The sequence below is a fragment of the Pseudomonas sp. CF161 genome, assembly GCF_000416215.1.
Lineage (GTDB): Bacteria > Pseudomonadota > Gammaproteobacteria > Pseudomonadales > Pseudomonadaceae > Aquipseudomonas.
In genome coordinates this window covers 12,005-37,244 of record NZ_ATLP01000096.1, presented here as the reverse complement: position 1 = coordinate 37,244, position 25,240 = coordinate 12,005, and the positions used below count along the sequence as shown (strand labels likewise).

Here is a 25,240-nt window from a genome sequence, read left to right as displayed (position 1 = left end):
AGGCTTGCAGCTTGCAGCCCTACTAACGGAGTTCCGATGCTAAAGGTCCAACATCTACATCAGTACTACGGCGGCAGCCACATTTTGCGCGGTCTGAGCTTTGACGTGACGGTGGGTGAAGTCACCTGCCTGCTCGGGCGCAACGGCGTGGGCAAGACCACCCTGCTCAAATGCCTGATGGGCCTGCTGCCGACCAAGGAAGGCACGGTCAGCTGGGAAGGCCAGGCCATCACCGGCTATAAGCCGCACCAGCGGGTGCACGCCGGTATTGCCTATGTGCCCCAGGGTCGGGAGATTTTTCCGCGCCTGACGGTGGAGGAGAACCTGCTGATGGGGCTGTCACGTTTCGGCGCGAAGGAAGCCCGGGAGGTGCCGGCCTTTATCTACGAACTGTTCCCGGTGCTGCTGCAAATGAAGCAACGCCGCGGCGGCGATCTGTCGGGCGGTCAGCAGCAGCAACTGGCCATTGGCCGGGCCCTGGCCAGTCGCCCGCGTTTGCTGATCCTCGACGAGCCCACCGAGGGCATCCAGCCTTCGGTGATCAAGGAGATTGGCGCGGTGATCAAAAAACTCGCGGCGCGAGGCGATATGGCGATCCTGCTGGTGGAGCAGTTCTACGACTTTGCCGCTGAGCTGGCCGACCAGTACCTGGTGATGTCCCGGGGTGAAATCGTCCAGCAGGGGCGGGGCGAAAATATGGAAACCGACGGTGTACGCGGCCTGGTTACGATCTAACCTGTAGCCTCCTGACGATAAGCGCGAACCATGAATCTTCCTGCCCACACCGCGTTGTTCACCCCCAGCTGGCATGCCGAGCTGGAGCTGGGCTACGCCCGTTTCGGCGACACCACGCGTCCCGTGCAACGCCGCCATCTGGGCCCGCTGCGGGTGCAGAAGCACCTGTATGCCGAGGGCCCCGAGGTCTGCCAGCACATCATCGTCCACCCCCCTGGCGGGATTGCCGGTGGCGACCGCCTGGACATCCGCGCCTGCGTCGGCAGCGATGCCTGGGCGCAACTGACCAGCCCTGGCGCCGCCAAGTGGTACCGCGCCGCTGGGCCGGCGTACCAAAACCTCGAGCTGCACGTCGCCGCCGGTGCCACCCTGGAATGGCTGCCCCAGGAGAGCATCGTCTTCAGCGCCGCCCAGGCGGAACTGGCGACGGTGATCGAGCTCGAGGGCGACGCTCGGCTGTTCTACTGGGACATCGTGGCCCTGGGTCGCCCGGCCAGCGCCGAGCGCTTTGACCTCGGGCATTTTCAATCGCATCTGGACATTCGCCGTGACGGCCAGTTGCTCTGGCACGAACGCCAGCGCATTGTCGGGGGCGACGGCCTGCTGGACTCGCCCATCGGCCTGGACGGCCAGCCGGTGTTCGCGACCCTGCTGGTCACCGGCGACATCGACACCCAGCTGCTGGAAAGCTGCCGCTCGCTGCCCCACGAGGTACGCGGCGACCTGACGCAACTGCCCGGGCTGCTGGTGGCCCGCTGCCTGGCCAGCGAAGCGCTGCTGGCCCGGGCCTGGCTGATCGACCTGTGGCGCCTGCTGCGCCCCGCCCTGCTCGGGCGCGAGGCTGTGCCGCCAAGGATCTGGAACACATGAAGCGCCTGTCACGCGGGCCCGCCGCCCTGACGCGCTGAACCTTTTAACTGCCCAAACGGATTGAACACGATGGACCTGACCCCACGCGAAAAAGACAAGATGCTGATCTTCACCGCCGGCCTGGTGGCCGAGCGACGACTGGCCCGTGGCGTGAAACTCAATTACCCGGAGGCCATGGCCTATATCTCCGCGGCGCTGCTCGAAGGCGCCCGTGACGGCCAGACCGTGGCCCAACTGATGCACTACGGCACCACCCTGCTCAGCCGTGAACAAGTGATGGAGGGCATCCCGGAAATGATCCCGGAGATCCAGGTCGAGGCGACCTTTCCCGACGGCACCAAGCTGGTCACCGTCCACCAACCCATCGCCTGAGGCCGCGCCATGACGTACCACATCCGCGATGCACTGCATGCCGACCTGCCAGCGATCCGTGACATCTACAACGACGCCGTGCGCACTACCACGGCGATCTGGAACGAGCAGCCCGTGGACCTGGGCAACCGCCAGGCCTGGTTCAGCGCCCGCCAGGCCCAGGGTTACCCGATCCTGGTGATCATCAACGCCGACGAGGTGGTGCTCGGCTACGCTTCGTTCGGCGACTGGCGACCGTTCGACGGCTTTCGCCACAGCGTCGAACACTCGGTGTACGTGCGCAACGACCAGCGCGGCAACGGCCTTGGCCCACGCCTGATGGAAGCGCTGATCGAACGCGCCCGGGGCTGTGACAAGCACGTGATGGTCGCCGCCATCGAAAGCGGCAATCAGGCGTCGATCCGCCTGCACCAGCGCCTGGGTTTCATCACCACCGGGCAGATGCCCCAAGTCGGCACCAAGTTCGGACGCTGGCTGGACCTGACCTTCATGCAACTGATCCTCAACCCCGGGGCGCTGCCGCCCGCCATCGACAAGGAGTGATACCCGATGAACGCTGCCCAACTGCGTCGAGTGCATGGGGAAAGTTTTGCCCATTACCGCCAGGGACTGAGTGATCTGCTGTTCGACGCGGTGCAGCACGGGGCCTCGATCGGCTTCATGGCCGACCTCGACCAGGCCCAGGCCGATGCCTACTTGCGCAACCTGCAGGCCGGGGTGGAAGACGCCAGCCTGCTGCTGTGGGTGGTGGTGGATAACGAAAAGGTGCTGGCCAGCGTGCAACTGGCGCTGTGCCAGAAACCCAACGGACGCAATCGCGCCGAGGTCCAGAAACTCCAGGTGCTCCACGAGGCCCGGCGCCGTGGCCTGGGCCAGCAACTGATGACGGCCCTGGAGCAGACAGCCCGCCAGAACAAGCGCGGCCTGCTGTATCTGGACACCGAAGCCGGTTCGCCCGCCGAGGACTTCTACCGTTCCCTGGGCTACACCCGGGTCGGTGAACTGCCCAACTACTGCCAGAGCCCGGACGGCAGCTACACCCCGACCGCCATTTACTTCAAGACATTGGGACTGCCCGCATGATTCCAGGCCAATACCAGATCCAGCCCGGCGACATCGAACTCAATGTCGGCCGCCGCACCTTGAGCCTGAAAGTGGCCAACAGCGGCGACCGGCCGATCCAGGTCGGCTCGCACTACCACTTCTTCGAGACCAACGACGCCCTGACCTTCGACCGCGCCGCCAGCCGCGGCATGCGCCTGAACATCCCGGCCGGCACCGCCGTGCGCTTCGAACCGGGGCAGACCCGGGAAGTGGAACTGGTGGACCTGGCCGGACATCGCCGGGTGTTCGGCTTTGCCGGGCGAGTGATGGGCGATCTTTGAGCGCAGCTTCAAGCGGCAAGTAACAGCCGCTTGATCCCGCGCCCAGGGCTTTTGATTTTTCTTGCAGCTGGCAGCTTAAAGCTTGCCGCTTATTTCCGAGGACCGAGGAATGCGCATTTCCCGCGAGGCCTACGCCGACATGTTTGGCCCCACCGTCGGCGACAAGGTGCGGCTGGCCGATACCGAGCTGTGGATTGAAGTGGAAAAGGACTTCACCACCTACGGCGAAGAAGTGAAATTCGGCGGTGGCAAGGTGATCCGTGACGGCATGGGCCAGGGCCAGTTGCTGGCGGCCGAGGTGGTCGACACCCTGATCACCAACGCCCTGATCATCGACCACTGGGGCATCGTCAAGGCCGACGTCGGCCTCAAGGACGGGCGCATCGCCGCCATCGGCAAGGCCGGCAACCCGGACATCCAGCCCGATGTGACCATTGCCATTGGCGCCAGCACCGAAGTCATCGCCGGCGAAGGCATGATCCTCACCGCCGGCGGCATCGACACCCATATCCACTTCATCTGCCCGCAGCAGATCGAAGAAGCGCTGATGAGCGGCGTCACCACCATGATCGGCGGCGGCACCGGGCCAGCCACCGGGACCAACGCCACCACCTGCACCTCAGGGCCCTGGCACATGGCGCGCATGCTCCAGGCCGCCGACGCCTTCGCGATGAACATCGGCTTTACCGGCAAGGGCAACGCCAGCCTGCCGGAGCCCTTGATCGAGCAGGTCAAGGCCGGGGCCATCGGCCTCAAGCTGCATGAAGACTGGGGCACCACCCCCGCGGCCATCGACAACTGCCTGAGCGTCGCCGACCAGTACGACGTCCAGGTGGCGATCCACACCGACACCCTCAACGAGTCGGGCTTCGTCGAAACCACCCTGGCCGCCTTCAAGGGCCGCACCATTCACACCTACCACACCGAGGGCGCCGGCGGCGGCCATGCGCCGGACATCATCAAGGCCTGCGGGTTTGCCAACGTGTTGCCGAGTTCGACCAACCCGACCCGGCCCTTCACCCGCAACACCATCGACGAGCACCTGGACATGCTGATGGTCTGCCATCACCTGGACCCGAGCATCGCCGAAGACGTGGCCTTTGCCGAAAGCCGCATTCGCCGCGAGACCATCGCCGCCGAAGACATCCTCCACGACCTGGGCGCGTTCTCCATGATCAGCTCCGACAGCCAGGCCATGGGCCGGGTCGGCGAAGTCATCACCCGCACCTGGCAGACCGCCGACAAGATGCACAAGCAGCGCGGCCCGCTGCCGGGCGATGGCGAGGGCAACAGCAACTTCCGGGTCAAGCGCTACATCGCCAAATACACCATCAACCCGGCGATCACCCACGGCATCAGCCACGAGGTGGGCTCGATCGAAGTCGGCAAGTGGGCGGACCTGGTGCTGTGGCGCCCGGCGTTTTTCGGGGTCAAGCCGACCCTGATCCTCAAGGGCGGGGCGATTGCCGCCAGCCTGATGGGCGATGCCAACGCTTCGATTCCGACCCCGCAGCCGGTGCATTACCGCCCGATGTTCGCCAGCTTTGGCGGCAGCCGGCATGCCACCAGCCTGACCTTTATCAGCCAGGCGGCCCTGGACGCCGGCGTGCCCGAGACCCTGGGCCTGAAAAAACGCATCGCGGTGGTCAAGGGCTGTCGCCAGGTGCAAAAGACCGACCTGATCCACAACGACTACCTGCCACAGATCGACGTCGACCCGCAGACTTATCAGGTCAAGGCCGATGGCGTGCTGCTGTGGTGTGAACCGGCGGAGGTGCTACCGATGGCACAACGCTACTTTCTCTTCTAGAACCCTGCACTGAGCAGCCCGGAGCCCTGTTTGGCAGCGTGAGTTTTGAAAACCCCGGTTTGGCGCTAAGATGCCACTCGATTTCTCACAATCTGCCTGCAGGGTTCCCGGCTATGCGCCTGTCCGATTTCATCGTGCAACACGTTGATCGAATCGTTGATGAATGGGAGCAGTTCGCGAAATCCATTGCCCCCGCCGCCGACTCCATGACCCGCCTGCAACTGCGCGATCACGCAAAATCGATCCTGCTGGCTGCCGCGCGCGACATGCGCACCGCCCAGACCGCCCATGAACAACTGGCCAAGGCCAAAGGCGAAGGGCCGGAAAAAACCCCCAGCCTGGATAAGGCCGCCGCCAGCCATGGCGAGCTGCGGCACACCGTGGGTTTTGACCTGGTGCAGATGACCTCCGAATTCCGCCACCTGCGCGCCTGCGTGATCCGCCTGTGGGTGGGCAGCCTGGAATCTGCGGACCTGATGTACTTCCAGGACATGATCCGCTTCAACGAGGCCATCGACGAAGCCCTGGCCGAGTCCACCGCAGCCTATGCCGAACAGGTCAACCGCTCGCGGGATATCTTCCTGGCGATTCTCGGCCATGACCTGCGCGCGCCGTTGCAGGCCGTGAGCATGTCCACCGAGATGCTGGCGCGCCGTGTCGCGCTGGACGCCGAGGGCCTGGCCTACGTGGCGCGGATCAAGAGCGGCGCGCGGCACATGGGGGCGATGGTCAGCGACTTGCTGGAGTTTGTGCGCAGCCGGCTGGGCAGCGGCTTGCCGATCGAGCCGGCACCGATGGACCTGGCCAGCGCCGCCAAGGCGGCCATGGATGAAGCCTGCGCCGGGCAGCCCGATTGCTCCCCTTCGCTGAATTTCCACGGTGACGGCCACGGCATCTGGGACCGCGGGCGCATCGAGCAGATGCTGCAGAACCTGATCGGCAATGCGTTGCAGCATGGCAACAACAGCCGCACCGTGACCGTGACCATCACCGGCGGCGCCGAACAGGTGTTGCTGACGGTGCACAACTACGGCGCGCCCATCCCCAAGGACGCCCTGAGCACCCTGTTCGACCCCCTGGTGCGCAGCGCCAGCGAAGAACTCGGCGGCCCCTCCACCAGCCTTGGCCTGGGGTTGTTTATCGTCAAGGAAGTGGTCAGCGCGCACCAGGGCAGCATCGAAGTCAGCTCCAACGAAAGCGACGGCACCACCTTCACCGTCACCCTGCCCCGGGTTTCCCGTGCACAGCCCTGAAACGCGACGGGCCGAAGGCGTTGACGTATTCCTGAAATATCCGCGGCTCCTATCAGGGCCAGCGTCCGAACGCGGCCCGAGCCTCGCGGCAGCGGCTACAGCGCCCGGCCCGACCAGCGGGGTCAATCGAGGACCAGGCGCCCCAGGCGTTGTTTGAGCATGCGATTTTCCGCGCGCAGTTCGCGCACTTCATCCAGCAGGTCCAGGGCCAGAGCCACTCCTTGCCACTCCAGTTCCAGGTCGCGGTGCAGGATGGCGGCGCGCTTGGCCAGGGCCAGCTGGTAATCGTTGAAACGCCAATCCTTGGGCGCCTGGCCCTGAGGTTCGAGGATCCCGTGTTCGACGATTTCGATCACGTAAGCGGCCGACAGGTCGGTCACCTCACAGAATTCTTCCATGTCCAGCTGAACGATCAGGGTACTCATACTCAGCTACTCCATTCTCGAATCAAAAATGTTCCCGTGGGTCGAACGCCGCCTTTTTCGCCAGCTCCTGCCACAACGCCTTGACGTCATCGTCAGCCTGTTTCGGCATGACCGCCTTGAGCTGGACAAACAGCGAACCACGCTCGCCGGCCTTGTTCAGCAAGCCATGGCCCTTGGCGCGCATGCGCTGGCCGTTCTGGCTGCCGGCCGGAACCTTGAGGTTGATCTTGCCGGTCAGGGTCGGCACCGCGACCTCGGCACCCAGCGCCAGCTCCCACGGAGCCAGGGGCAAGGTGATGATCAGATTCTCGCCTTCGACGTCGAATTTCGGGTGCGGGGCGAAGCGAATGGTCAGGTACAGGTCGCCATTGGCGCCACCGCCCACGCCCGGTGCGCCCTGGCCCTTGAGGCGGATACGCTCGCCATCGCTGACCCCGGCCGGGATCTTCACGTTCAGGCTCTTGCTGGTGTTGCTCACATGCTGGCCGGCGGCGTTGTACTGCGGCACCTGGAAGCTGATCTTCTTTGACTCGGCAGAGAGGGTTTCTTCAAGAAAGATCGGCAGTTCCATTTCCACATCCTGTCCACGACGTCCGGCGCTGCGCCGCGATTGTTCACCACCACCAAAACCCGGGCCACGGTTGCCGAAGATCGAACTGAAGAAGTCCGAAAAGTCGCCGCTATCCTGGCCACCGCCAAAACCGCCACGGCCCTGCCAGCCCGGCGGCCCCTGGAACGGTTGGCCGTGCTGGCCGTATTTGCGCATTTCGTCGTATTCGGCGCGTTTGTCGGCACTTTTCAGCGCCTCATAGGCTTCCGAAGCGTCCTTGAACTTTGCCTCGGCGTCCTTTTCCTTGCTGACGTCAGGGTGGTACTTGCGCGCCAGCTTGCGATAGGCCGCCTTGATCGCCTTATCGTCCGCCGTCGGTTCCACACCGAGAATCTTGTAATAGTCTTTGAAGTCCATCGAGGGAATCACCATCCGTTATCAATATCGCGCGGCACACAGTGCAGCATGCTCTCATTGGCAGCATAAGGATTGATCAATCTCAACCCGTTGACTGGTGCGGCGCATCAAAAGTTTATCGGCAATCGCCGGCGGTTCTTGCGAGCGCCCGGTGATTGCCCGGCTCATGCCTGCAAGTTTGGGGTGAAGAATAGTCTTTCAAGGCAGGAAAAGGTTTCGATTTAGCGGATAGTCGGCCTTCGAATCTGCCAGCGACTGGCATACACTGCGCGGCCGTTTTTTAACCGGAACTTGAAAGACATGAAAAACGCATCTCCGGCCCGTGCCTGCGGTATCGACTTTGGCACGTCCAACTCCACTGTCGGCTGGCTGCGCCCCGGCATGGAAACGCTGATCGCGCTGGAGGATGACAAGATCACCCTGCCCTCGGTGGTGTTCTTCAATATCGAAGAACGTCGCCCGGTGTACGGTCGCCTGGCGTTGCACGAGTACCTGGAAGGCTATGAAGGCCGCCTGATGCGCTCGCTGAAAAGCCTGCTGGGCTCCAAGCTGATCAAGCACGACACCAGCGTGCTGGGCACGGCGATGCCCTTCAAGGACCTGCTGGGCCTGTTTATCGGCCAACTCAAGGCCCGCGCGGAAACCGCCGCCGGTCGGGAGTTCGAGGAAGTGGTCCTGGGCCGCCCGGTGTTCTTCGTCGACGACGATGCCGCCGCCGACCAGGAAGCCGAAAACACCCTGGTGGAAGTGGCGCGCAAGCTGGGCTTCAAGGAAGTGTCCTTCCAGTACGAGCCCATCGCCGCAGCCTTCGACTACGAGTCGACCATCGAACGCGAAGAACTGGTGCTGATCGTCGACATCGGCGGTGGTACGTCCGACTTCTCCCTGGTCCGCCTGGCCCCCGAGCGCCGCGACCTGGACAACCGCCACGACGACATCCTGGCCACCGGTGGCGTGCACATCGGCGGTACCGATTTCGACAAGCAATTGAGCCTGCAAGGCCTGATGCCGCTGTTCGGCTACGGCAGCCGGATGAAAAGCGGCGCCTACATGCCCACCAGTCACCACATGAACCTGGCGACCTGGCACACCATCAACTCGGTGTACTCGCAAAAATCCCAGCTGGCCCTGGGCAGCATGCGCTACGACATCGAAGACACCGGCGGCATCGACCGCCTGTTCAAGCTGATCGAGCAGCGTGCCGGCCACTGGCTGGCAATGGAAGTCGAGGAAACCAAGATCCAGCTGACCCACACCGACAGCCGCCACGTGCCCCTGGACCGTATCGAACCGGGGTTGAGCGTGGAGCTGAGCCGGGTGCTGTTCGAGTCGGCCATCGACAACCTGCTGGAGCGCATCCGCAACAGCGTGACCCAGTTGCTGGACGATGCCAGCGTCGATGTGGCCCAGGTCGATACGGTGTTCTTCACCGGCGGTTCCAGCGGCATCCCGGCCCTGCGCCAGAGCATCTCGGCCATGCTGCCCAATGCCCGCCACGTCGAAGGCAACATTTTCGGCAGCATCGGCAGCGGTCTGGCGATTGAAGCCAGGAAACGCTACGGCTAGAAGCCCGCTGCTCGATCGTCGCGCCCCAGGGCTGGGGAAAATTTTCGCAAGGAACCGAAACGATGAACCTGTACAAACTGTTGCCCCTGCTGGCCGCCCTGCTGCTGACCGGCTGCAAGGAAGACTTCATGTCCCTGCACTTCGAGCAGCCGGTGGGGTATCAGGGCCAGCAGGTCAATGGCACTGTCAGCGCCTTGCTGGTGGAAGCGATTCGCGCCCGCGGCATCGATCCTGAGAAGGTCGAGCTGGCGCTGGATGAGCAAGACAGCCGGGTGGTGCATCTGTCCCTCAAGGACACGCTGAGCCTCGAGCAGCGCGAGGCATTGCGCGCATTGTTCGATGACATTCTTAGCGCGCGAACGGCCAGCAGCATGGCCATCGACATGACACTCGAACCGCAGCCGGGGGTCGCGCCTCCGCAGCCGACCACCCTGACCCTGTCCATCAACTCCGAGGTCAGGCTTTCGGCGCGCTACCTGCTGCTCGACCGGGCGCTGGGTTATTACAACAAGAGTGGGGTTCCGGTCGAAATCGTCTGCAACATCCAGGGCCAACTGGACGGCGACCTGCCCTTCAACGCGGTGAGCGTGCAACAAGTTCCCGGGCAATCGCCGGAGCATGTGCGCATCAACTACCGCAGCCAGGGTTATAGAAAAAAGACCGTGACAGGCCAAATGATCGTCAAGGACGCCCAACTGCGCGAAAGCATGCGCAAAGGCGAGATTCGCCTGTGGGGCGAAGACATGGTTCAGGACGATCTGCTGCGGACCAAGCTGCAGCTGTCGATTGAAGTCGCCAACCTGGGTGAGCAGCTGCTAACCGCCGACTTCAGCCCCGATAACCGTAACGACGATTGGAACGCTCAATGCGCCGAGAAGATCAAGCAACTGGGCCGGCCGTTCTCGTTCCACATCGGCTCAGGTCTTGATCGTCTCCAGTCGGTCACCTATGAGGGCGACCAGCGCAAGTGAAGCCAACGGCGGCCTAGACCAGCCCCGCCAGCTTCAACTCGCTTTTCAGGTAGGCGTAGTAAATCGGCCCTGCCACCACCCCCGGCAGGCCGAACGCGGCCTCGAACACCAGCATCGCCAGGAGCAACTCCCAGGACTTGGCACTGATCTGCCCGCCGACGATCCGCGCGTTGAGGAAGTATTCCAGCTTGTGGATAAAGATCAGGTAGCCCAGCGCCGCCACCGCCACCCAGATCGACAGTGACAGCCCGACGATGGTGATCAGGGTGTTGGAGATCAGGTTGCCGATTACCGGCAGCAGGCCCAGGAGGAAGGTCAGCACGATCAGGGTCTTGGTCAGCGGCAGCTTGACCCCGAACATCGGCAGCACCACCGCGAGGAAGATCCCGGTGAAGAAGGTGTTGAGCAGGGAAATCTTGATCTGGGCAAACACGATGTTGCGAAACGCCTGGACCAGCAGGTGCAGACGATCGAACAGGGCAGCAGCCAATGGCTTGCGCTTGGTCAGGTCGGGCACCCGCTGCAAGGCGATGATCGCCCCCAGCACCATCCCGATCAGCAAGGTCACGAACATATGGGCCGCGTCCTTGCCCACCAGTTGCAACTCACTCAAATGCTTGCTGGCCCAGGCGCCAATGGCGGCCTGGAATTCTGCGGCGCTGGCCGGCAGGTAGGAGTCGAGAAACGGCGGCAGCTGGCCACGCGCCTTGTCGACCACGGTCATGAATTTATCCAGGGAAGCGCCGGGGTTTTCCGCCTCGTGCAGCAGAAAACTGATGGCCCCGGCAAACAGCAGCGTCAGCAGGCTGACCACCAGGGTGCCAAGCAACGCCACTGCCAGCCAACGCGCGCGTCGTCCTTCGATCAGCCGTTGTAGCTGCGGGGTGAGCATATTGACCAGTTCGAAAACCAGCAGCCCGGCAAGCAGGCTTGGCAATAGTCGCAGCGGCAGAACCAGGAGCAACCCGCCGAAAATGATGACCCAACTGAACAACAACAGATGACGCTGAGAAAACGTTGGCATATAGCCTCAAAACGAACGGCTTGAAAAGATTGGCAGTCTGCCAGCGTTCTCCGGGCACGAATAGGGGCAGGCGCCGTAAGGAAAGCGGCTCAATTATTTACAAGCGTGTCGCGGCGGTCGTTGGTTCGACCCTAGGGTGCCATCAGGGCACTGGCGCGACCGAGTCAGGGAGCGGCACGTCGTAACCGCAGTAGTGCAGAAAGGTCAGGTTCAGGCGCTTGTCGGGGTAGTCATCGCCCCAGCGCAGGTTCTGGTCCAGACGAGACTTGACGTGGCTACAGAAGGCTTGAAGATCCGCCTGCGCCTTGGCCAGCACCGGTGCAGGCAATCGATTGATTTTCAGGCTCTTGAAGAACGGTTCGATAAAAACCTGATCCAGGTCGTAGCCCTGGGTTCCCAAGGGCAGGCGCTGGCCCGCATGCACGTAGAAAGGCTGCTTCAAGCCGCTCTCCTGCTCCCAGCACCAATACTTGACCTCATCCTCGAAAATGCCAACCGCCTTCCCTTCCCAGCGCTCGTAGGTCCGCAGGCATTGAAACCCCTGGTGTGTCACCCAGTCGAAACTGCTGGGCTTGACCCCGTGATAGGAAGGCAACGCCTGCCTGGCGATCAAATCGTCCTTGAACGCCTGCTTCGGATAGAGCAGCCCGTCCGCCCTGCCACTGAGAAAGCTGTTGACCCGCATATAGAGCCCGGACGCCGTCACCTGGACATCGCCATAGGAAAAGGTGCCGGACGTCCCTACGGAAAGAGCATCGAGGCCCTTTTCATAATAAAACCCACTGGTGATCGTCCCGCAGGGCGCATGGCGAAAAGGCCCCGGCAAGTCGAAGGAATAACGCTGCATCAGCGTGACCCGCTTGGCGCCTTCGGTGCACAGCATGCGGTTGTCGAAGCGAGCATTCTCGTAGACCAGGGGCGGGCTGCCGCACCCGCTGCCCAGGACCAGCAACCCGCCCGCCACGACTGTTCTGAGAATCTTCATAGCTTGTTGGTCTTGTTGGCCGGGTCGGGCAGGCGCGTGTGGGTGCCGTTGGCGTCGATCACCGTCGGCGTGATGTAGCGCGAGTTACCTTTGAACTGCTCTTGCAGGGCGTTGGGTTGGTCACCGCACATGGCTTTGGACACGCACAAGTAGTTGGAGTGAGGGCTGGCCGCCCCCAGCAACGACGTGCTGGTGGTCAGGGAGCCAAAGAAGCGCGCCACCGGGTCGGATGAGTGGAGGAAGTTGGCGCCCAACAAGTCAGACACGGTATCGGTGACGGGCAACATGCCGAAGAAGTTTTTCGACCCGGGACGGTTCACCTGGAAGTACGCGCCGTCCTCGATGTTGAACCCGGCCTCCTTGGCCGCCTGGAAGAAACTCGTCGAGCCCACGGGCGCACCGGACAATTGAATGCTGCCCGCCTTGCCATTGAGGTTGAAGTCCACACCCGAAATCCCGCGGTAGGTCAGGAGCCCGCCCTGGCTGTGGCCGGCGATGTCCAGTTTGTAATTGTCATCGACGCCGGCCTGATAGAAGTCATTGAGTTGTCGCGCGTTGCCGGAGCGTATTACGCCCCCCAACGCCACATCCCACAACGACTCGAGCAGGTCGCCCAATAAGCCGTGCTCAGGGTTGTAGGCCAGCATGAAGCTGTCGGCCCCGGTCTGCATGGAGCCATTGACCAGCGCCGCGGACAGCGAGTTCTGGATGCCGTTGGTAAAAATCGCACCGTCGCCATCGGGCCGAGTGATTTCCAGCAGGTTCTGCACTTTCGAGAGCACCGGCTTGCCACCTTCATCCACTTTGATGGTCTTGCCGTCCGCCTCGTATTCGAAGCCGGGCTTGGCGCGATAAAAACTCACGTCACCGGTCAGCAAGGTCGGCACCTGGGCGATCAGGCCGCCTTTGCTTTCAACACCCGGCATGGCCCCGAGGGTATAGGTGGACGCCTTGTCCATCACGGTTTCCAGCAACCCCGGAATCCAGGCCAGTGGCCACAGCGACGGACTCTCCTCCAGGGCCGCTCCCGCCGCACCGCTCAGGGCTGCGTATTGACTGAAAATCGCCCCCGCATTCTTGCCATAGTCCTTCATCCCCTGGCGCCAGTTGTTCACGGTATCCACCGGATGCGCCACGCCCTCCAGGGAGGACTGGCTGACATACAGGTCGGTGCGTTTTTCCTTGTCCTTGGTGATCTCGAAGGCCTTGGTCAGGTCGCGGTTCAGGCCTGTCGTGGAGTCCACGCCGGTCTTGGCGTCGTTGCGCACGATGATGCTGCCGGCGCCCACGGTGGCGCGAACTTCCTGCTCCTTCTCCTTGCGGTAGTCGTAACCGCTGACGCTCCAGCCGGAGGCGCCAGTCTTGCCTTTGCCGGCCAGGCTCTTGTCAGTGGTAAAGGCCACTTCCTTTCCGGTCATCTGATCGGCGCCTTCACCACCGCCTCCCCAGCCGAAGGTGCCACCCACGTTGACGTAGTAGCTGTGCTCCTTGTCCTGGCCGGAGATATCGCGGAAGCCCAGGGTGTTGGTGTCAAGCTTCAGTTGGCCGTTGTCGGCGGCGATCACTGCACCGTCGATCTGGGTATGGTTTTCGGTGCGGATATCCACGCCGTTCTTGCCGGTAATGCTGGTCTGCTCCTGCACCCAATCGGTCTTGCCGGTGGTCTTGCCCACCCCCAGCGAACCGCTGACACTGCCACCGCCGCCCAGGCCGATGCTCACCGTCACACTGGCATCCAGTTGCTTGCCGCTGACCTTGCCGGTGTCGGGCACCGAGGACACGGTCAGGTCGCCGCCGACCCGGCCGATGACTTCGTTGCCACGCAAGGTCGCACCGGAAATAGTGCTGTCCTTGCCACTGGTGAAGCGCAACTGGTCGCCGGCAACGAGGTTGGCGTTCTGCTGCCGTTCGTTCTCGCGATCCAGCTTGCCCTTGCCCATGTCGACACTGGCATAGACCGAAATGAAGTCCTTGCCGCCCACTGCCAGGCCGACTTCACCGCCGCCGCTGCTGCGATCGGACTCGCTGCTGGAGTCATTCTGCGCCGCGCGAATGGTCAGGTCCTTGCCGGCACTGAGGTCGATATCGCGCCCGGCATGAACCTGGGTCCCGATCAGCGTCAGGTTGTCACGGGCTTCAAGGCTGACGTCACGCCCGGCCAGGAACACCGAAGGCGTGCTGGTGCCATCGCTGAGTTGCTCAGTGGCCGAGCCGACACTGCCACCGATCCCGGCCCGGGCACTGCCGCCGCCGCTCTGGCCGTTGATGCCGCCCTGGCTGCGGGTGGTCTTGCTCTCTTCGGAAACCATGCCACGCGCCACATCCACGGTGATGTTGCGCCCGGCCAGGGTGATATCGCGCCCGGCGTCGAACTGGCTGCCACGGACAGTGATGTCATTGCCGGCCACGGCACTGATGTCTCGACCCGCGCCCACGTTCGACGGGCTGTTGCTCCGGACTTCCTGGCGCGAACTGGTGGCCTGGCTGGCCGAGCCGAAGTGGGTGGCGTTGGTCGGCCCGGAGGTGAACTGGTTGATCGAGTCCACGGTGCTCAGCACGCTCGAGGCCTTGCTGACATTGTCCTCACCCTTGCCGGTGCCTGCGATAGCATCCTTGGTGTTGCCGTAGTTGTGGCTGACATTGACTGTCAGGCCATTGCGGTCGCGGCTTTTGCTGTTTTCCTGAATCGAGGTTTCCTTGCCGGCATCAATGTTGATGTCGCGCCCGGCCTGCAGGTTGACGTCGCGATTGGCGTCGATCCGCGAACCTTCCACGGTCAGGTCGCGACCGGTCTTGATGTTGACGTCCTGCCCGGCCAGCAACTGGCTCTCGGCGACCGTCTGCTGGGCATTGCGCGATTTCTCCTTGAGGGCCTCGCGTCCCAGGAAGGCGGTGACGCCGTTACGGTCGCTCTCCAGGGACAAGCCTGTGTGCTTCTCGCTTTTCCAATTGCTCTGGTCCTGGCTGTTGCTGCCGGCCAGCACATTGACGTCGCGCCCGGCACCGACGTTGAGGTCGCGCACCGCCGTGGCGGTACTGCCGATCATGTTCACATCGCGGGCCGCTTGCAGCGTGGTATCACGCCCGGCACTGACCACACTGCCGACGCTCTGGGTCTGCAGGTTTTCCTGCCCCGACTTCTTGGACGAGGCGATGGAGATAAAACTGCCGGAACTGGAGAAACCGACCTTGCTCCGGTACTTCTCGCTTTGGCGGGTGGACTCGTTCGCCGCATCGATCAGGTTGATGTCGCCGTTCTTGTCGATCAGCCCCGCACGCAACTCTGCATCACGCTTGGCCTCGACGGTGCTGGCCGACAGGTTGACGTTGGTGCCGGCGATGATCACGGCATCATTGCCGGCGCTCAGCTCGCTGCCCACCTGGGTGGTGGTGCTGGAGCTGCGGCTGTTGCCACTTTTATTGAGGCCGAAGCTGCCTTTTTTCTTCTGGCTGTAGGCGCTGTCCTGCTGCTCTTGCGCCGAGACCAGGCTGACGTCGCCAGCGGCGCCGAGCAACAGGTCATTGGCGGCTTTCAACTGGCTGCCGACCACGGTGACATCGCGCCCGCCATTGAGGCTGATGCGGCCGTCCTTGTCCTGGCTGACGTTGACCATCAGGTCATGCCCGGCGCTGATTTCAGAAGCGACGTTGGTGGTGGCTGAATCTGCGCTGCGGGTGGTCTTGCTGCTGCCCCAGGAGCCTTTTTTCTTCTGCGAGAAGGTCGACGCCTCGGCGTCCTGGGCCGAAGCGATGACCATATCGCGCTCGGCATTGAGCGTCAGGTCCTTGCCCGCCGCGACCTTGCTCGCCACCACGGCCAGATCACGCCCGGCATTGAGTTCGAGATTGCCCTGGGTGGTCACGCTGGAACCCAGGTTCTGCAGCGTGTCCTTGGTGACCAGGCCACGGCTGATGGCGCTCTGGGTAAAGGTATGGTCCTGCACCGCAAGCAGATCGATATCCCGGCCGGCCGTGAGTTTGGCATCGCCGGCGCTGCTGATCTGGCCGGCGTTGGTCAGGTCGCGTCCGGCGCTGAGGTCCAGTTGCTGCCGTGCACTGATCTGGCTGCCCTGATCCAGCACCGTGCGCGAACCCGAGCCATAACCCACGGCAACGGCGGTGCGGTCGTTGATCAGGTCGCCCTTGATCGCGGTGACGCTCACCTGGTTGCCGCGGATTTCACCGCCCAGGGCATTACGCACGCTGTCCTGGGCCATCAGGCTGACCCGCTGGTTGGCCTCCACCAGGCCACCCTGATACAGGTTGCCGCCGGCATTGACGCTCAGGTCATTGCTGGCGCGCAGGGTGCCGACGTTGGTCAGGTCATTGCCTGCCAGCACGGTCATATCCCGCCCTTGCACCAGGCTGCCGCCGCGCAGGTTGCGCGAGTCGGCCTGGGCCAGGTACAGCACCGGCACCAGCACCTGTTCGCCCTGCACCTGACGGGTTTCCATCCACACGATGTCATGGGTCAAGGCGGCCACTTGCTGCGCGTTGAGGGAGACCCCGACGCTCAGTTGCAGCTGGTCCTTGGACGCAATGGCGTTGTCCATCAGGTAGCGATACTGGTCGTAATCGCTGGTCAGGCTGGCCGCCAGGAACCGTTGCCCGGTTTGCGCCAGCACGGCCTCGCGAATCAGCCGGGTCTCATACAGCCCGTCGCCCAGGCGGCGCCAGGTCTGGTCGGTGTTGTAGTTGAGATGGCCGAGCATGTAGTCCGAGCTCATGAAGCGCGACAGATCGGTAAAGGCCGGGTTGGTCTCGATCAGATAACGACCGCTGGGGTTCTGGCTCTTGACGAACATGCCGTACTCGCCCTGGGGCACGTGGTAGCTCGCAAGCGAAGTCGGGTCGACGGCAACGAACGGCGTGCCGCTGAAGTCCACCGGCACGAAGCCGACCTGGGTGCTGCCATCGGCGGCCACGCGCTCGACGCGCTGCACATCCCGGGCTTCCTGATTGCTGGCGGCGGAGCTTTGCGCATTGACCGTGATCACCTGGCCACCGGCCTGGGACAGGTTGTTCTGCAACTGCTGGCCCGTCAGCTGGGCGCGGGTCTGCTCGGTCAGGGTGCCGTTTTCCAGATTGCCGCTGACTTGCAGGTTCAAGCGCTGGCCGGCTTGCAAGGTCGAGGCGTAGCCCGTCTGTGTGCCCGGCAGGAGGGTGCTGTTGGAGGACAAGAGCGGGTACAGCAGAATCACCCCCGGCACCGCCTCTTGCTGATCAGGGGCGACATTCGCGTTGCGGGCGTTCCAGGCCAGGGTTTCTTGCTTGGCATAGCGGTACGCGCTTTTGGGAACACCATGCAGCCAGTAGGTCATGCTCTCGAGCCGCTGGTTCAGGGTCGAGCCACGGTTGTAGAAGTTATTGGCGGTGACAAAGGCATCGCGGTTGGCGGCGATCAGGCTTTGGCTGTTTTCCACAGTGTCGGCATGAAGGATCAGGTCACGATTGGAGACCAGACGCGCCGCTGGCGATTGCTCCAGGACCTTGTCCTGGTAGGTGGTGTTGACGATGTAAGTGGCGGTGTGGTGATCGCCCGAGCAGTCGGTGCAATTGATGTCGATACGGCGACTGACGATGCTTTCGCCGATCTTGAACTTGTCCATGGTGTTTTCCAGCAACCCCACGTCGATGTACATGTCGCCTTCGCTTTCGATGGTGCCGGAACGGTTGCTGAGCAACGCCGCCCGCCCGCCATCCAGGGCAGTGAAGCTGAGGTTGCCGGCGCTGTAGATATCGCCGTAGCTGTTGGCCAGGCCGTTGCCGCGCAGGAGCATGTCGGCGCCGCTGTAGATCAGGGTGTCGGCCGAGGTGGTGATGCCATTGGCCGAGCGCAGCTCCAATTGGCCCAGGGCGCCCAGGGTGCCGCGGTTGTTGATTTGCCCTGCGGACACCGACAGGTTCTGGCTGGCGATCAGGCGCCCCAGGTTGTCCAGGGTGCCGCGCAGGTTCAACTGGGTATCGCCGCCACTGGCGATACGTCCGCCGAGCTGGTTCAAATCGGTGGCGCCGACCGTGAGTTTTTTCTGCGCCGAGAGCAGGCCGCTGTTGTTCAGGTTGCCGCCCAGCTCCAGGGCCAGGTCGCCATCGCTGACCAGCTCGCCCCCGTTGTTCAGGTTCACCGCGCCCAGGCGCAGGCCGCTGGCGCTGGCAATGCGGTCGCCGGCATTGAGGCTCAGATCACCCGAGGTGCTCAAGTCCAGTGCGCCATTGAGCTGCAACAGCCCGGCGCCATTGACCGCGCCGATATCCCAATCGCCGTGGCCGAGACCGGTGACACGGCCCTGGCTGCCTGCGAGCCCGGCCAGGTCCAGCTTGAACAGGCCGCCCCCGGCATGCTCGATGCCCCCCAGGGAGTTGCTCAACAGCCCGGCGTTGAGGGCAAATGCGGCCGTGCCGATGGCCAGCGATCCGCCCTGGTTATTCAGGTTGCCGGTCAGCGCAACCGTGGCCTGCTGCCCCGCCAGCGCTCGCACGCGACCGCCGCTGCTGTTGTCCAGGTTGCCGCCGGTAAGCAGCAGGCCGTCAGCCGATTCGATCAGGCCGCCCTGGTTCAACAGGTCGCCACGGGCCGCCAGTTCCAGTTGCCGGGCGCTGATTTCGCCGCCCCGATTGTCCAGCAGTTGGCCGGACGAACTGAGCAAGCCGTTCGCATACAGCTTGCCGGCCTGGTTGGTCAGGCGGTCGACGGTCAATTTCAGCGCGCCGGATTGGCTGCTGATCAGGCCGGCCTTGCCATCCACGGCACTGTTATCCACAGAGCCTGCGGTCAGCGCGACGCTGGCGCCTTGCAAGGTCCCACCCCGGTTATCCATGGCGCCCTGGGCCAGGGCTACTTCGGCGTGGCTGTCCTTGGCCAGGATCATGCCCCCGCGGTTATCCAGGCTGCCCGTGATCAACTCCAGGCCCGCGCTGCCCGCGAGCAGTTGGCCCTGACGGTTATCCACAGCCCCGCCCTGGATTTCCAGGCGCTTGCCCTTCAAGGTGCCACCCAGGTTGTCGAGCTGACTGAACTGGCTGAGCCGCAACTTCTGCTCGCCGGCATCGATCAGTCCGGCGTTGTTGTTCAAGGCACCATTGAGGCTCAGGGCAACGTCGCCGGCCTGGGCGACCAGTGCGCCCTGGTTGCTGTTGTCCAGGCTGTCGGCATTGATCACCAGGCTATTGCCGAGCATCACGCCCGCGCTGTTGCCCAACTGGCCGCCGTCGATTTGCAAGGCGCCATCGCTCTGGATCCGCCCCTGGCTGTTATTCACCTGACCCGGTGCAGTGCCGTTGGGGGTGAGGGTCAACTTCAAGCCATCGGTTCCGGCCGCGAGCAGCCCCTTGGCCTGGTTGTCCAGGCCACTGGCGGTGACCGTCAGGCGGTCACCCACCAGGCGCCCGCCACGGTTGTCGAGCATCCCGCTGCTGGTCAGCAACAGTTGATTGCCAACCACGACCCCTTGCTGGTTGCCGACGCTGCCGGCTTCGACCCGCACATTGCCCTGTTTGGCTTGCAGATGGCCCAGGGCGTTATTCAGGTGCTGCTTGACGATCAGCGTCAGCGGGCCGTTTTCGGCGCTGAGCACGCCATTGGCGTTGTCGCTGAGCCCATCGAGGTGGGCCGTCAGTTCGTTGCCGAGGACACGCCCCTGATTGTTCGCCAGGTCACCGGCTTGCAGATTCAGTGTGTGCCGGCCTTGCAGCAGGCCGCCGCTGTTATCCACATCCCCGGCCTCGAGCTTGAGCACATCACTGTTGATGGTGCCGCCCTGGTTGGCCAGGTTGCCGCGACTGTCCACAGTCAGTTGCGGCGCCAGCAAAGTGCCGCCACGGTTATCCAGGCTCGCCATCTTGAGGTCGAGCGCGGTAGTGGCCTGGATCTGCCCACCGGCATTGATCAGGTCCTGGTCGAGGGTGATGGCGGTCGCCCCGTTCTCTGCGCTGACCACGCCTTTGTGGCTGTTGTCCAGGCGTTGCGCGGTCAGGGTGATCTGGTCGCCCAGCAAGCTGCCGCCACGGTTCAGGGCTTCGCCGGCTTGCACTTCCAGCAGGCTTTTGGCCTGGAGGTGGCCGCCGTCGTTATCGAGCTGGCCGCTGATCTTGAAAATCGCACTGCCCTGGCTCGCGCCGATCAGGCCTTGCTGGTTGTTGAGGCGATCAACCGTGACCAGTACCTGGTCGGCAATCACTTTGCCCTTCTGGTTGATGAAATCGCCGGTGCGCAGGTTCAGGCCGGCACCGGCGACCTCGATCCGCCCGCCAGTGTTGTCCAGGCTGGCCAGGTTGAGGTCGACCGCCTGGCCGTCACCAAAGCGGATCAGCCCGCCGAGATTGACGATGGCCGGGGTGTCGAGGGTGAGGGTGTGCTGCGCAAGCAGCCGCGCCTGCTCGCCCTGGCTGACCAGGCGCGCGGTGCTCACTTGCACCTTGGCGCCCTGTATCACGCCATTGTTGTTTTCAACGGCCTGCTGCGCCTTTACGTTCAGCGTGCGGCTGGCCAGCACATTGCCCTGGTTGCTCAGGGTCTGGCTGACGAGGGTCACATCGCCCGTGGCATTGCGCGTGTTATCCGGGTTGACCCCCGCCTCGATGATGCCGTTGTTGCGTATCTGGCTGCCGCTGGTGACCTGCACGTTGTCCCGCGCGGCGAGGCTCTTGCTGACGGTCACGGCGCCGCTGCTGTCGATTCGCGCCTCGCTGCCCGCGTAGGCCGGGCCCTTAAGCTCGACGCTCTGGGCCTTGATGGCGATGGCCTGGTTGGCGCCCATGCTGGCGACGGTCACCTTGCCGCTGGCATCGATCTGGATGTCGCCGGTGCTGGCGGCCATTTCGCCGGAGATGTTCACCCCCACGCCCTTTTCCGTGCCCACCAGACGGATCGCCCCGGCGTACATGCCGCCCAGGGCCGAGCTGTCGATGGCCATTTCCGGTTTGGCGCTACCGTCGTCTGCACGTGCGGTGACGCTCAGGTCATCGGCGCCGACATCGTTGCGACCGGTGATGACGTTGAGCTTCTTCGCGTACAGGTCGGCATTGAGTTTGGTACTGCGGGTGATGAGGTCGAACTGGTCGATATTGCTCGCGTTGAGCCCCGCGCCCTCGATGGAAATATCCCCGCCATCGACCTGGAAGTGATCGAGTTTCTGGCCATTGAGCACCGGTTTGCCGGTGGTCAGGGTGGCCCGCGGCGTATTGATGAAACCGCAACCGTTGCAGGTGATGCCATGGGGGTTGGCGACTATGACCCGAGCCGCCTGGCCCGCGACTTCGGTGTAACCCTTGAGGGTACTGCGGTTACTGCCGGTGACTTCGTTGAGGATGACTTGCGCGGCCTGGCCCTTGAGGTTCGCGTTGCCCGGGATGTAGCCGCCAAGCTGGGTGTTCTGCACCGAATTGACGCTGTTGTTGAGGATCAGGCCGTTGCTGCCGACGTTGTAGTCGCTGAATTTGTTGTGAGACAGCCCGCTACCGTTGGTCCCATTGATATTGACCACCGGCACGCCATTGCCTGCCTGGCCGATGGTGGCATTGCCACCCGCCTGGGGATCGAGCGTCAGCCCGGCGGCGACGCTGACAATCGGGTTCAGGAAAATGATGCCCGACAGTGATAGGGCAATGCATTGAGCAAAGGGCTTGCGAACGTCCATGTGGCAATCATCCATTCACTGAAAGTGAGTCAAATCAAAAGAACATGTCGAGGCGGAAATACACCGGATGTTCTCGTTTCTCGATCAGCCCGGGGCGCTCCAGGGATCGAGCAAAACTGACCGAAGCAGCCAGGTACTGGCCGCGGGCGTTGAATTCCAGGGCATTGCCGGTCATGCGCCCCTTGGCGTCCGGGTTGTAGCGACCGCCCTTTATCACGCCAACGTCATAGGCCAGGGCCGCCCCGTACTCATGCACGAAAGGCAGCAGCGGCTGCCAGGTCACGGCGCGCCGCCAGCGCAACTGGTTGCGCCAGTAGCCACCGCTGTCGCCGGACAGGCTCTGGTCTTGAAAGCCCCGTACCGAACTGACCCCGCCCAGGCTGATTCGTTGCGGGCTGAACAACACGTCTTCGCTGCGCTGACCAGTGGCCAGGCTGTCGAAGCTGAAGTTCTCGTCCCACAGGCGAAACGGCTGCAGGTAGCTCAGGGTCAGGGTGTATTTGTTGTAGCGGGCCACGGGCTCGCTGCCGCGCGGGTGGCCACTGCCCTGGGCATCCAGGGCGCCGATGCCCTGCTGCCAGCCGATATCGGCGTTGACGAAGGCGCTGCCGATGCGCCGGCCGTGGTTGAAGCCCAGCTGGGTTTCGGTGATGCGGTTGCTGGACACATCGATAAAGTTGTCATCGATGTAATTGCGCGTGTGCAACTGGCTCAGGCCAAGGCTCATGCCGGTCTTGCTCAGGTTGTCGCGGTGCAGCACACGCTCGGCGCGCAGTTGCTGGCTCTTGCTCACGCCATCGAATTCGAAGGCAAACCCGGCGTCGTCGTTGCGGGTCCGGTAGTAGCTCTGGCTGTAGGAATAACTGAGGGTCCACCAGCCCCAGGGCAGGCTGTAGTAAAGGCTCTGGTTGTCGGAGTGGCGCCAGCGATCACTGACCGCATCCTGATTGGCGCGCAAACTCAGCTGGTCGGCCAGGCCCAGCGGGCTGTCCCAATCGAGACCGACCCCCATCTGCTGCTCGCCGGTGGTTTTATCGCCATCGTTGTTACGGGTCGCCGAGACGCGCCAGGGCTTGAGTCGCTCGCCCTTGAGCCCGACCCGGCTGCCACCGACCGCGTCGCCGGGCGCCAGCTCAAGCTCGGTCTGGCGCGAAGGCAGGCGCGTCAACTGGTCGACCAGTTGCTCCAGTTCCCGCAGGTTCAACACGTCCCCCACCTGCCCCGGAAAGGTCATCGCCAGCTCCCGGGAACTGGCCAGCGCAGAGCTGTCCAGGGACTCGAGGCGGCCTTCGACCACGACGATCTTCAGTTCGCCGGTCGACAGGTCCTGGGCCGGCAGATAGGCACGGGTGGTGACATACCCGCGCTCCAGGTAGTGGTGGGTAATGGCTTTGAGCAGGGTGTTGATCTGGCCGACCGACAGGCACTGGTTGCGATAGGGCGCCAACAAGCGGTCACGGTCGCCGGAGCTCAGGTGTTCGGCACCGTCCAGCACCACGGTCTTGATGGTGAAGCAGCGCTGTTCATCGGCTTTTTCGGTGGGTGCAGGCGGCAGGGTTTTGCCCGGCAGCTGCTGGAGTTCTTCGAGGCGCTTTTGCTGCTCTTGCAGCAACTGCTGCTGGCGATCACGAATCAGGTCGCGATCGCCCGGGGTCTGCACCGGGGCAGCCTGGAGCATGGAAGTGAACAGGGTACAAAACGCTACTACAGGCGTGATGCCAAAACGTGACATTCATTCAATTCCCTTGAAAAACCGACGCAGAAAACAGCAGCGCCTGTCAGGTGCAATCCAGCACCTGCTTTTTGAAGGGAAAAGATATTAAGGCGTTAAATCCGTTACATGACAGAAATACGACGAGCGGCTACAAGGCTTATTGCCACTACTCCGCCGGCGGAAAAGGCCGCTGGGCGCACGCCAAATGAGCTGCTTTGTATCCAGATAGACACAGCGTATTTTCCCCTCACCATTGCGTTCTCATCGCCGGATCTATTGAAAAATCTCCTGCTTCGGCGCCCGTTCTAAGGCGAATGAAACGCCTGCATGCTCGAGCCGGGCATGTCATCGATCAGCACCACCGGAATGCGCTGATTGGGCTGGGTGATGTCATAAACATGTTGCTGGCAGGCCCTGTCGTTATCGACCCTGGCGAACTCCACCAGGTAGACCTTGTGCTTCTCCGGCACAAAGGTGCTGCCCAACGGCCCGCAATGGCTTGAAGTCGGCACGGTGGGAATGAACACCGGCTTGTCTTCCCAGGTGTTCTTCTGCGGGTCGTACACCTTCTGCACCGTGCTCTGATACTCATAACCCGGCGCCGGCTGGCTGCCCGACGTTTCCCAATAGCCCAGCACCTGCAACTTCTGGCCGGGCTGCGCCTGTATTTCCAACTGGGGGAAGTTCTTGCGCACGGCGCTTTCGAAGGTGGCGAACCAGGCCCCCACCTTGCCGCCCAGGGGCTTGGACGCGGTGCCGAGTTTTTCGGGACGCGGGTCCGGATCGTTTTCACGCCGGACCGAAAACTCCACCGTGCTGACGCTGGCCGACTGCATGATCACTTTTGCGTGCTGCTCATCCACCGCCACCTTTTTCTGCTCCAGCATGACGCCGTCGCTCCAGAGGGTCGGGGCGGAACTGCGGGCGTGAAAATCACACCCCAGCAGTGACAGGGGCACCATCATCCATACGATTTTCTTCACCGCGTATTCCTGGGTAGAGCAATGAGCGAGCAGGACCCGCAAGCCTCATCGCAGACAATGACAAAGCGCCACTACGGCGCCGAATCATAACCAAAGGGATAGGTGGGGATGCAGGGATTTCGCGAAGGGATTTGAACCTCGACCAAGGCCTCCGACTGCGGCAACAGCAGAGGCCTGATCCGCGGGGATTTACTTGTTCTTGAGGCAGGTGCTCATGAAGGTTTTGCGCTCATCACCCTTGAGGGCCTTGGTGGTGGCGTCGGCGTTGCAGGTTTTCATCTTGTCTTGCTGAGTGGGCTTGGCGGCTTTCAGGCAGGTGCTCATGAAGGCCTTGCGCTCATCACCCTTGAGGGCCTTGGTGGTGGCGTCGGCATTGCAGGACTTCATCTTGTCCTGCTGGGCCTGTTGGGCAGCCGTCGCGGCAAACCCCTGGGAACACAGCAACAGGCCCACCATCAACAACGGAATACGCAGCATCTTCATGGAGTTTTCTCCTGGTTACCGCGCCGATCGGCACGGCCTCCAGCGCAGTGTAGACAAACCCG

The 25,240-nt window shown here is 63.0% G+C and carries 18 protein-coding genes; 10 read left to right on the top strand and 8 right to left on the bottom strand.

Translation table 11 applies throughout. The features are described from left to right. The first annotated feature begins 36 nt into the window (after nucleotides 1-36). The 8 genes from urtE (at nucleotide 37) to CF161_RS21585 (ending at nucleotide 6,425) form a co-directional block, all read left to right on the top strand. Nucleotides 37-735 (top strand): urea ABC transporter ATP-binding subunit UrtE, encoded by a 699-nt coding sequence (urtE, locus tag CF161_RS21620; protein ID WP_020298741.1) that lies wholly within the window; start codon nucleotides 37-39, stop codon nucleotides 733-735. 30 nt (nucleotides 736-765) lie between these two features. After that, nucleotides 766-1,605: an urease accessory protein UreD gene (locus tag CF161_RS21615; RefSeq protein ID WP_020298740.1), complete on the top strand. Its 840-nt coding sequence runs from the start codon at nucleotides 766-768 to the stop codon at nucleotides 1,603-1,605. 69 nt (nucleotides 1,606-1,674) lie between these two features. Beyond that, the gene (locus CF161_RS21610) at nucleotides 1,675-1,977 is read left to right on the top strand and encodes an urease subunit gamma (protein ID WP_020298739.1); all 303 of its coding nucleotides are present in this window, start codon (nucleotides 1,675-1,677) and stop codon (nucleotides 1,975-1,977) included. A gap of 9 nt (nucleotides 1,978-1,986) precedes the next feature. After that, a complete protein-coding gene (locus CF161_RS21605; protein ID WP_020298738.1) occupies nucleotides 1,987-2,520 on the top strand; it encodes a GNAT family N-acetyltransferase in 534 nt (177 codons plus the stop codon). Between the two features lie 6 nt (nucleotides 2,521-2,526). Then, entirely contained in the window at nucleotides 2,527-3,060 is a 534-nt protein-coding gene (locus tag CF161_RS21600) for an N-acetyltransferase (protein WP_020298737.1), read from the top strand. Continuing rightward, nucleotides 3,057-3,362 carry an urease subunit beta gene (locus CF161_RS21595; protein ID WP_020298736.1) on the top strand — a complete coding sequence of 102 codons (306 nt, stop codon included), beginning with the start codon at nucleotides 3,057-3,059 and terminating at the stop codon, nucleotides 3,360-3,362. The genes CF161_RS21600 and CF161_RS21595 overlap by 4 nt, the downstream gene beginning before the upstream one ends. A gap of 109 nt (nucleotides 3,363-3,471) precedes the next feature. Continuing rightward, nucleotides 3,472-5,172 (top strand): urease subunit alpha, encoded by a 1,701-nt coding sequence (ureC, locus tag CF161_RS21590; protein WP_020298735.1) that lies wholly within the window; start codon nucleotides 3,472-3,474, stop codon nucleotides 5,170-5,172. A 113-nt stretch (nucleotides 5,173-5,285) separates the two neighbouring features. Beyond that, nucleotides 5,286-6,425, top strand: coding sequence for a sensor histidine kinase KdpD (locus tag CF161_RS21585; protein WP_020298734.1), 1,140 nt, complete (start codon nucleotides 5,286-5,288; stop codon nucleotides 6,423-6,425). A 122-nt stretch (nucleotides 6,426-6,547) separates the two neighbouring features. Here the strand turns inward: CF161_RS21585 and CF161_RS21580 are convergent, their stop codons facing one another. Together CF161_RS21580 and CF161_RS21575 are read right to left on the bottom strand one after the other, a co-directional pair. Continuing rightward, nucleotides 6,548-6,850, bottom strand: coding sequence for a chaperone modulator CbpM (locus CF161_RS21580; RefSeq protein ID WP_020298733.1), 303 nt, complete (start codon nucleotides 6,848-6,850; stop codon nucleotides 6,548-6,550). 22 nt (nucleotides 6,851-6,872) lie between these two features. Continuing rightward, nucleotides 6,873-7,817 carry a DnaJ C-terminal domain-containing protein gene (locus CF161_RS21575; protein ID WP_043230078.1) on the bottom strand — a complete coding sequence of 315 codons (945 nt, stop codon included), beginning with the start codon at nucleotides 7,815-7,817 and terminating at the stop codon, nucleotides 6,873-6,875. Nucleotides 7,818-8,117: 300 nt separating this feature from the next. Here CF161_RS21575 and CF161_RS21570 point away from each other — a divergent pair, with 300 nt between their 5' ends. Together CF161_RS21570 and CF161_RS21565 are read left to right on the top strand one after the other, a co-directional pair. Beyond that, nucleotides 8,118-9,383: an Hsp70 family protein gene (locus tag CF161_RS21570; protein WP_020298731.1), complete on the top strand. Its 1,266-nt coding sequence runs from the start codon at nucleotides 8,118-8,120 to the stop codon at nucleotides 9,381-9,383. Between the two features lie 62 nt (nucleotides 9,384-9,445). Then, nucleotides 9,446-10,354 carry a hypothetical protein gene (locus CF161_RS21565; protein ID WP_020298730.1) on the top strand — a complete coding sequence of 303 codons (909 nt, stop codon included), beginning with the start codon at nucleotides 9,446-9,448 and terminating at the stop codon, nucleotides 10,352-10,354. A gap of 13 nt (nucleotides 10,355-10,367) precedes the next feature. Here the strand turns inward: CF161_RS21565 and CF161_RS21560 are convergent, their stop codons facing one another. From CF161_RS21560 to CF161_RS21535, 6 genes are all read right to left on the bottom strand, one after another. Then, nucleotides 10,368-11,378, bottom strand: a complete 1,011-nt coding sequence (locus tag CF161_RS21560) for an AI-2E family transporter (protein WP_020298729.1) — start codon at nucleotides 11,376-11,378, stop codon at nucleotides 10,368-10,370. A gap of 142 nt (nucleotides 11,379-11,520) precedes the next feature. After that, nucleotides 11,521-12,330, bottom strand: coding sequence for a hypothetical protein (locus CF161_RS21555; protein ID WP_256206468.1), 810 nt, complete (start codon nucleotides 12,328-12,330; stop codon nucleotides 11,521-11,523). 29 nt (nucleotides 12,331-12,359) lie between these two features. Beyond that, nucleotides 12,360-21,998 carry a hemagglutinin repeat-containing protein gene (locus CF161_RS31830; protein ID WP_020298727.1) on the bottom strand — a complete coding sequence of 3,213 codons (9,639 nt, stop codon included), beginning with the start codon at nucleotides 21,996-21,998 and terminating at the stop codon, nucleotides 12,360-12,362. A gap of 34 nt (nucleotides 21,999-22,032) precedes the next feature. Next, entirely contained in the window at nucleotides 22,033-23,730 is a 1,698-nt protein-coding gene (locus CF161_RS21545) for a ShlB/FhaC/HecB family hemolysin secretion/activation protein (protein ID WP_020298726.1), read from the bottom strand. Between the two features lie 287 nt (nucleotides 23,731-24,017). Continuing rightward, entirely contained in the window at nucleotides 24,018-24,695 is a 678-nt protein-coding gene (locus CF161_RS21540; RefSeq protein WP_020298725.1) for a hypothetical protein, read from the bottom strand. Between the two features lie 189 nt (nucleotides 24,696-24,884). Continuing rightward, nucleotides 24,885-25,178 carry a PsiF family protein gene (locus CF161_RS21535; RefSeq protein WP_020298724.1) on the bottom strand — a complete coding sequence of 98 codons (294 nt, stop codon included), beginning with the start codon at nucleotides 25,176-25,178 and terminating at the stop codon, nucleotides 24,885-24,887. Between the last annotated feature and the right edge of the window lie 62 nt (nucleotides 25,179-25,240).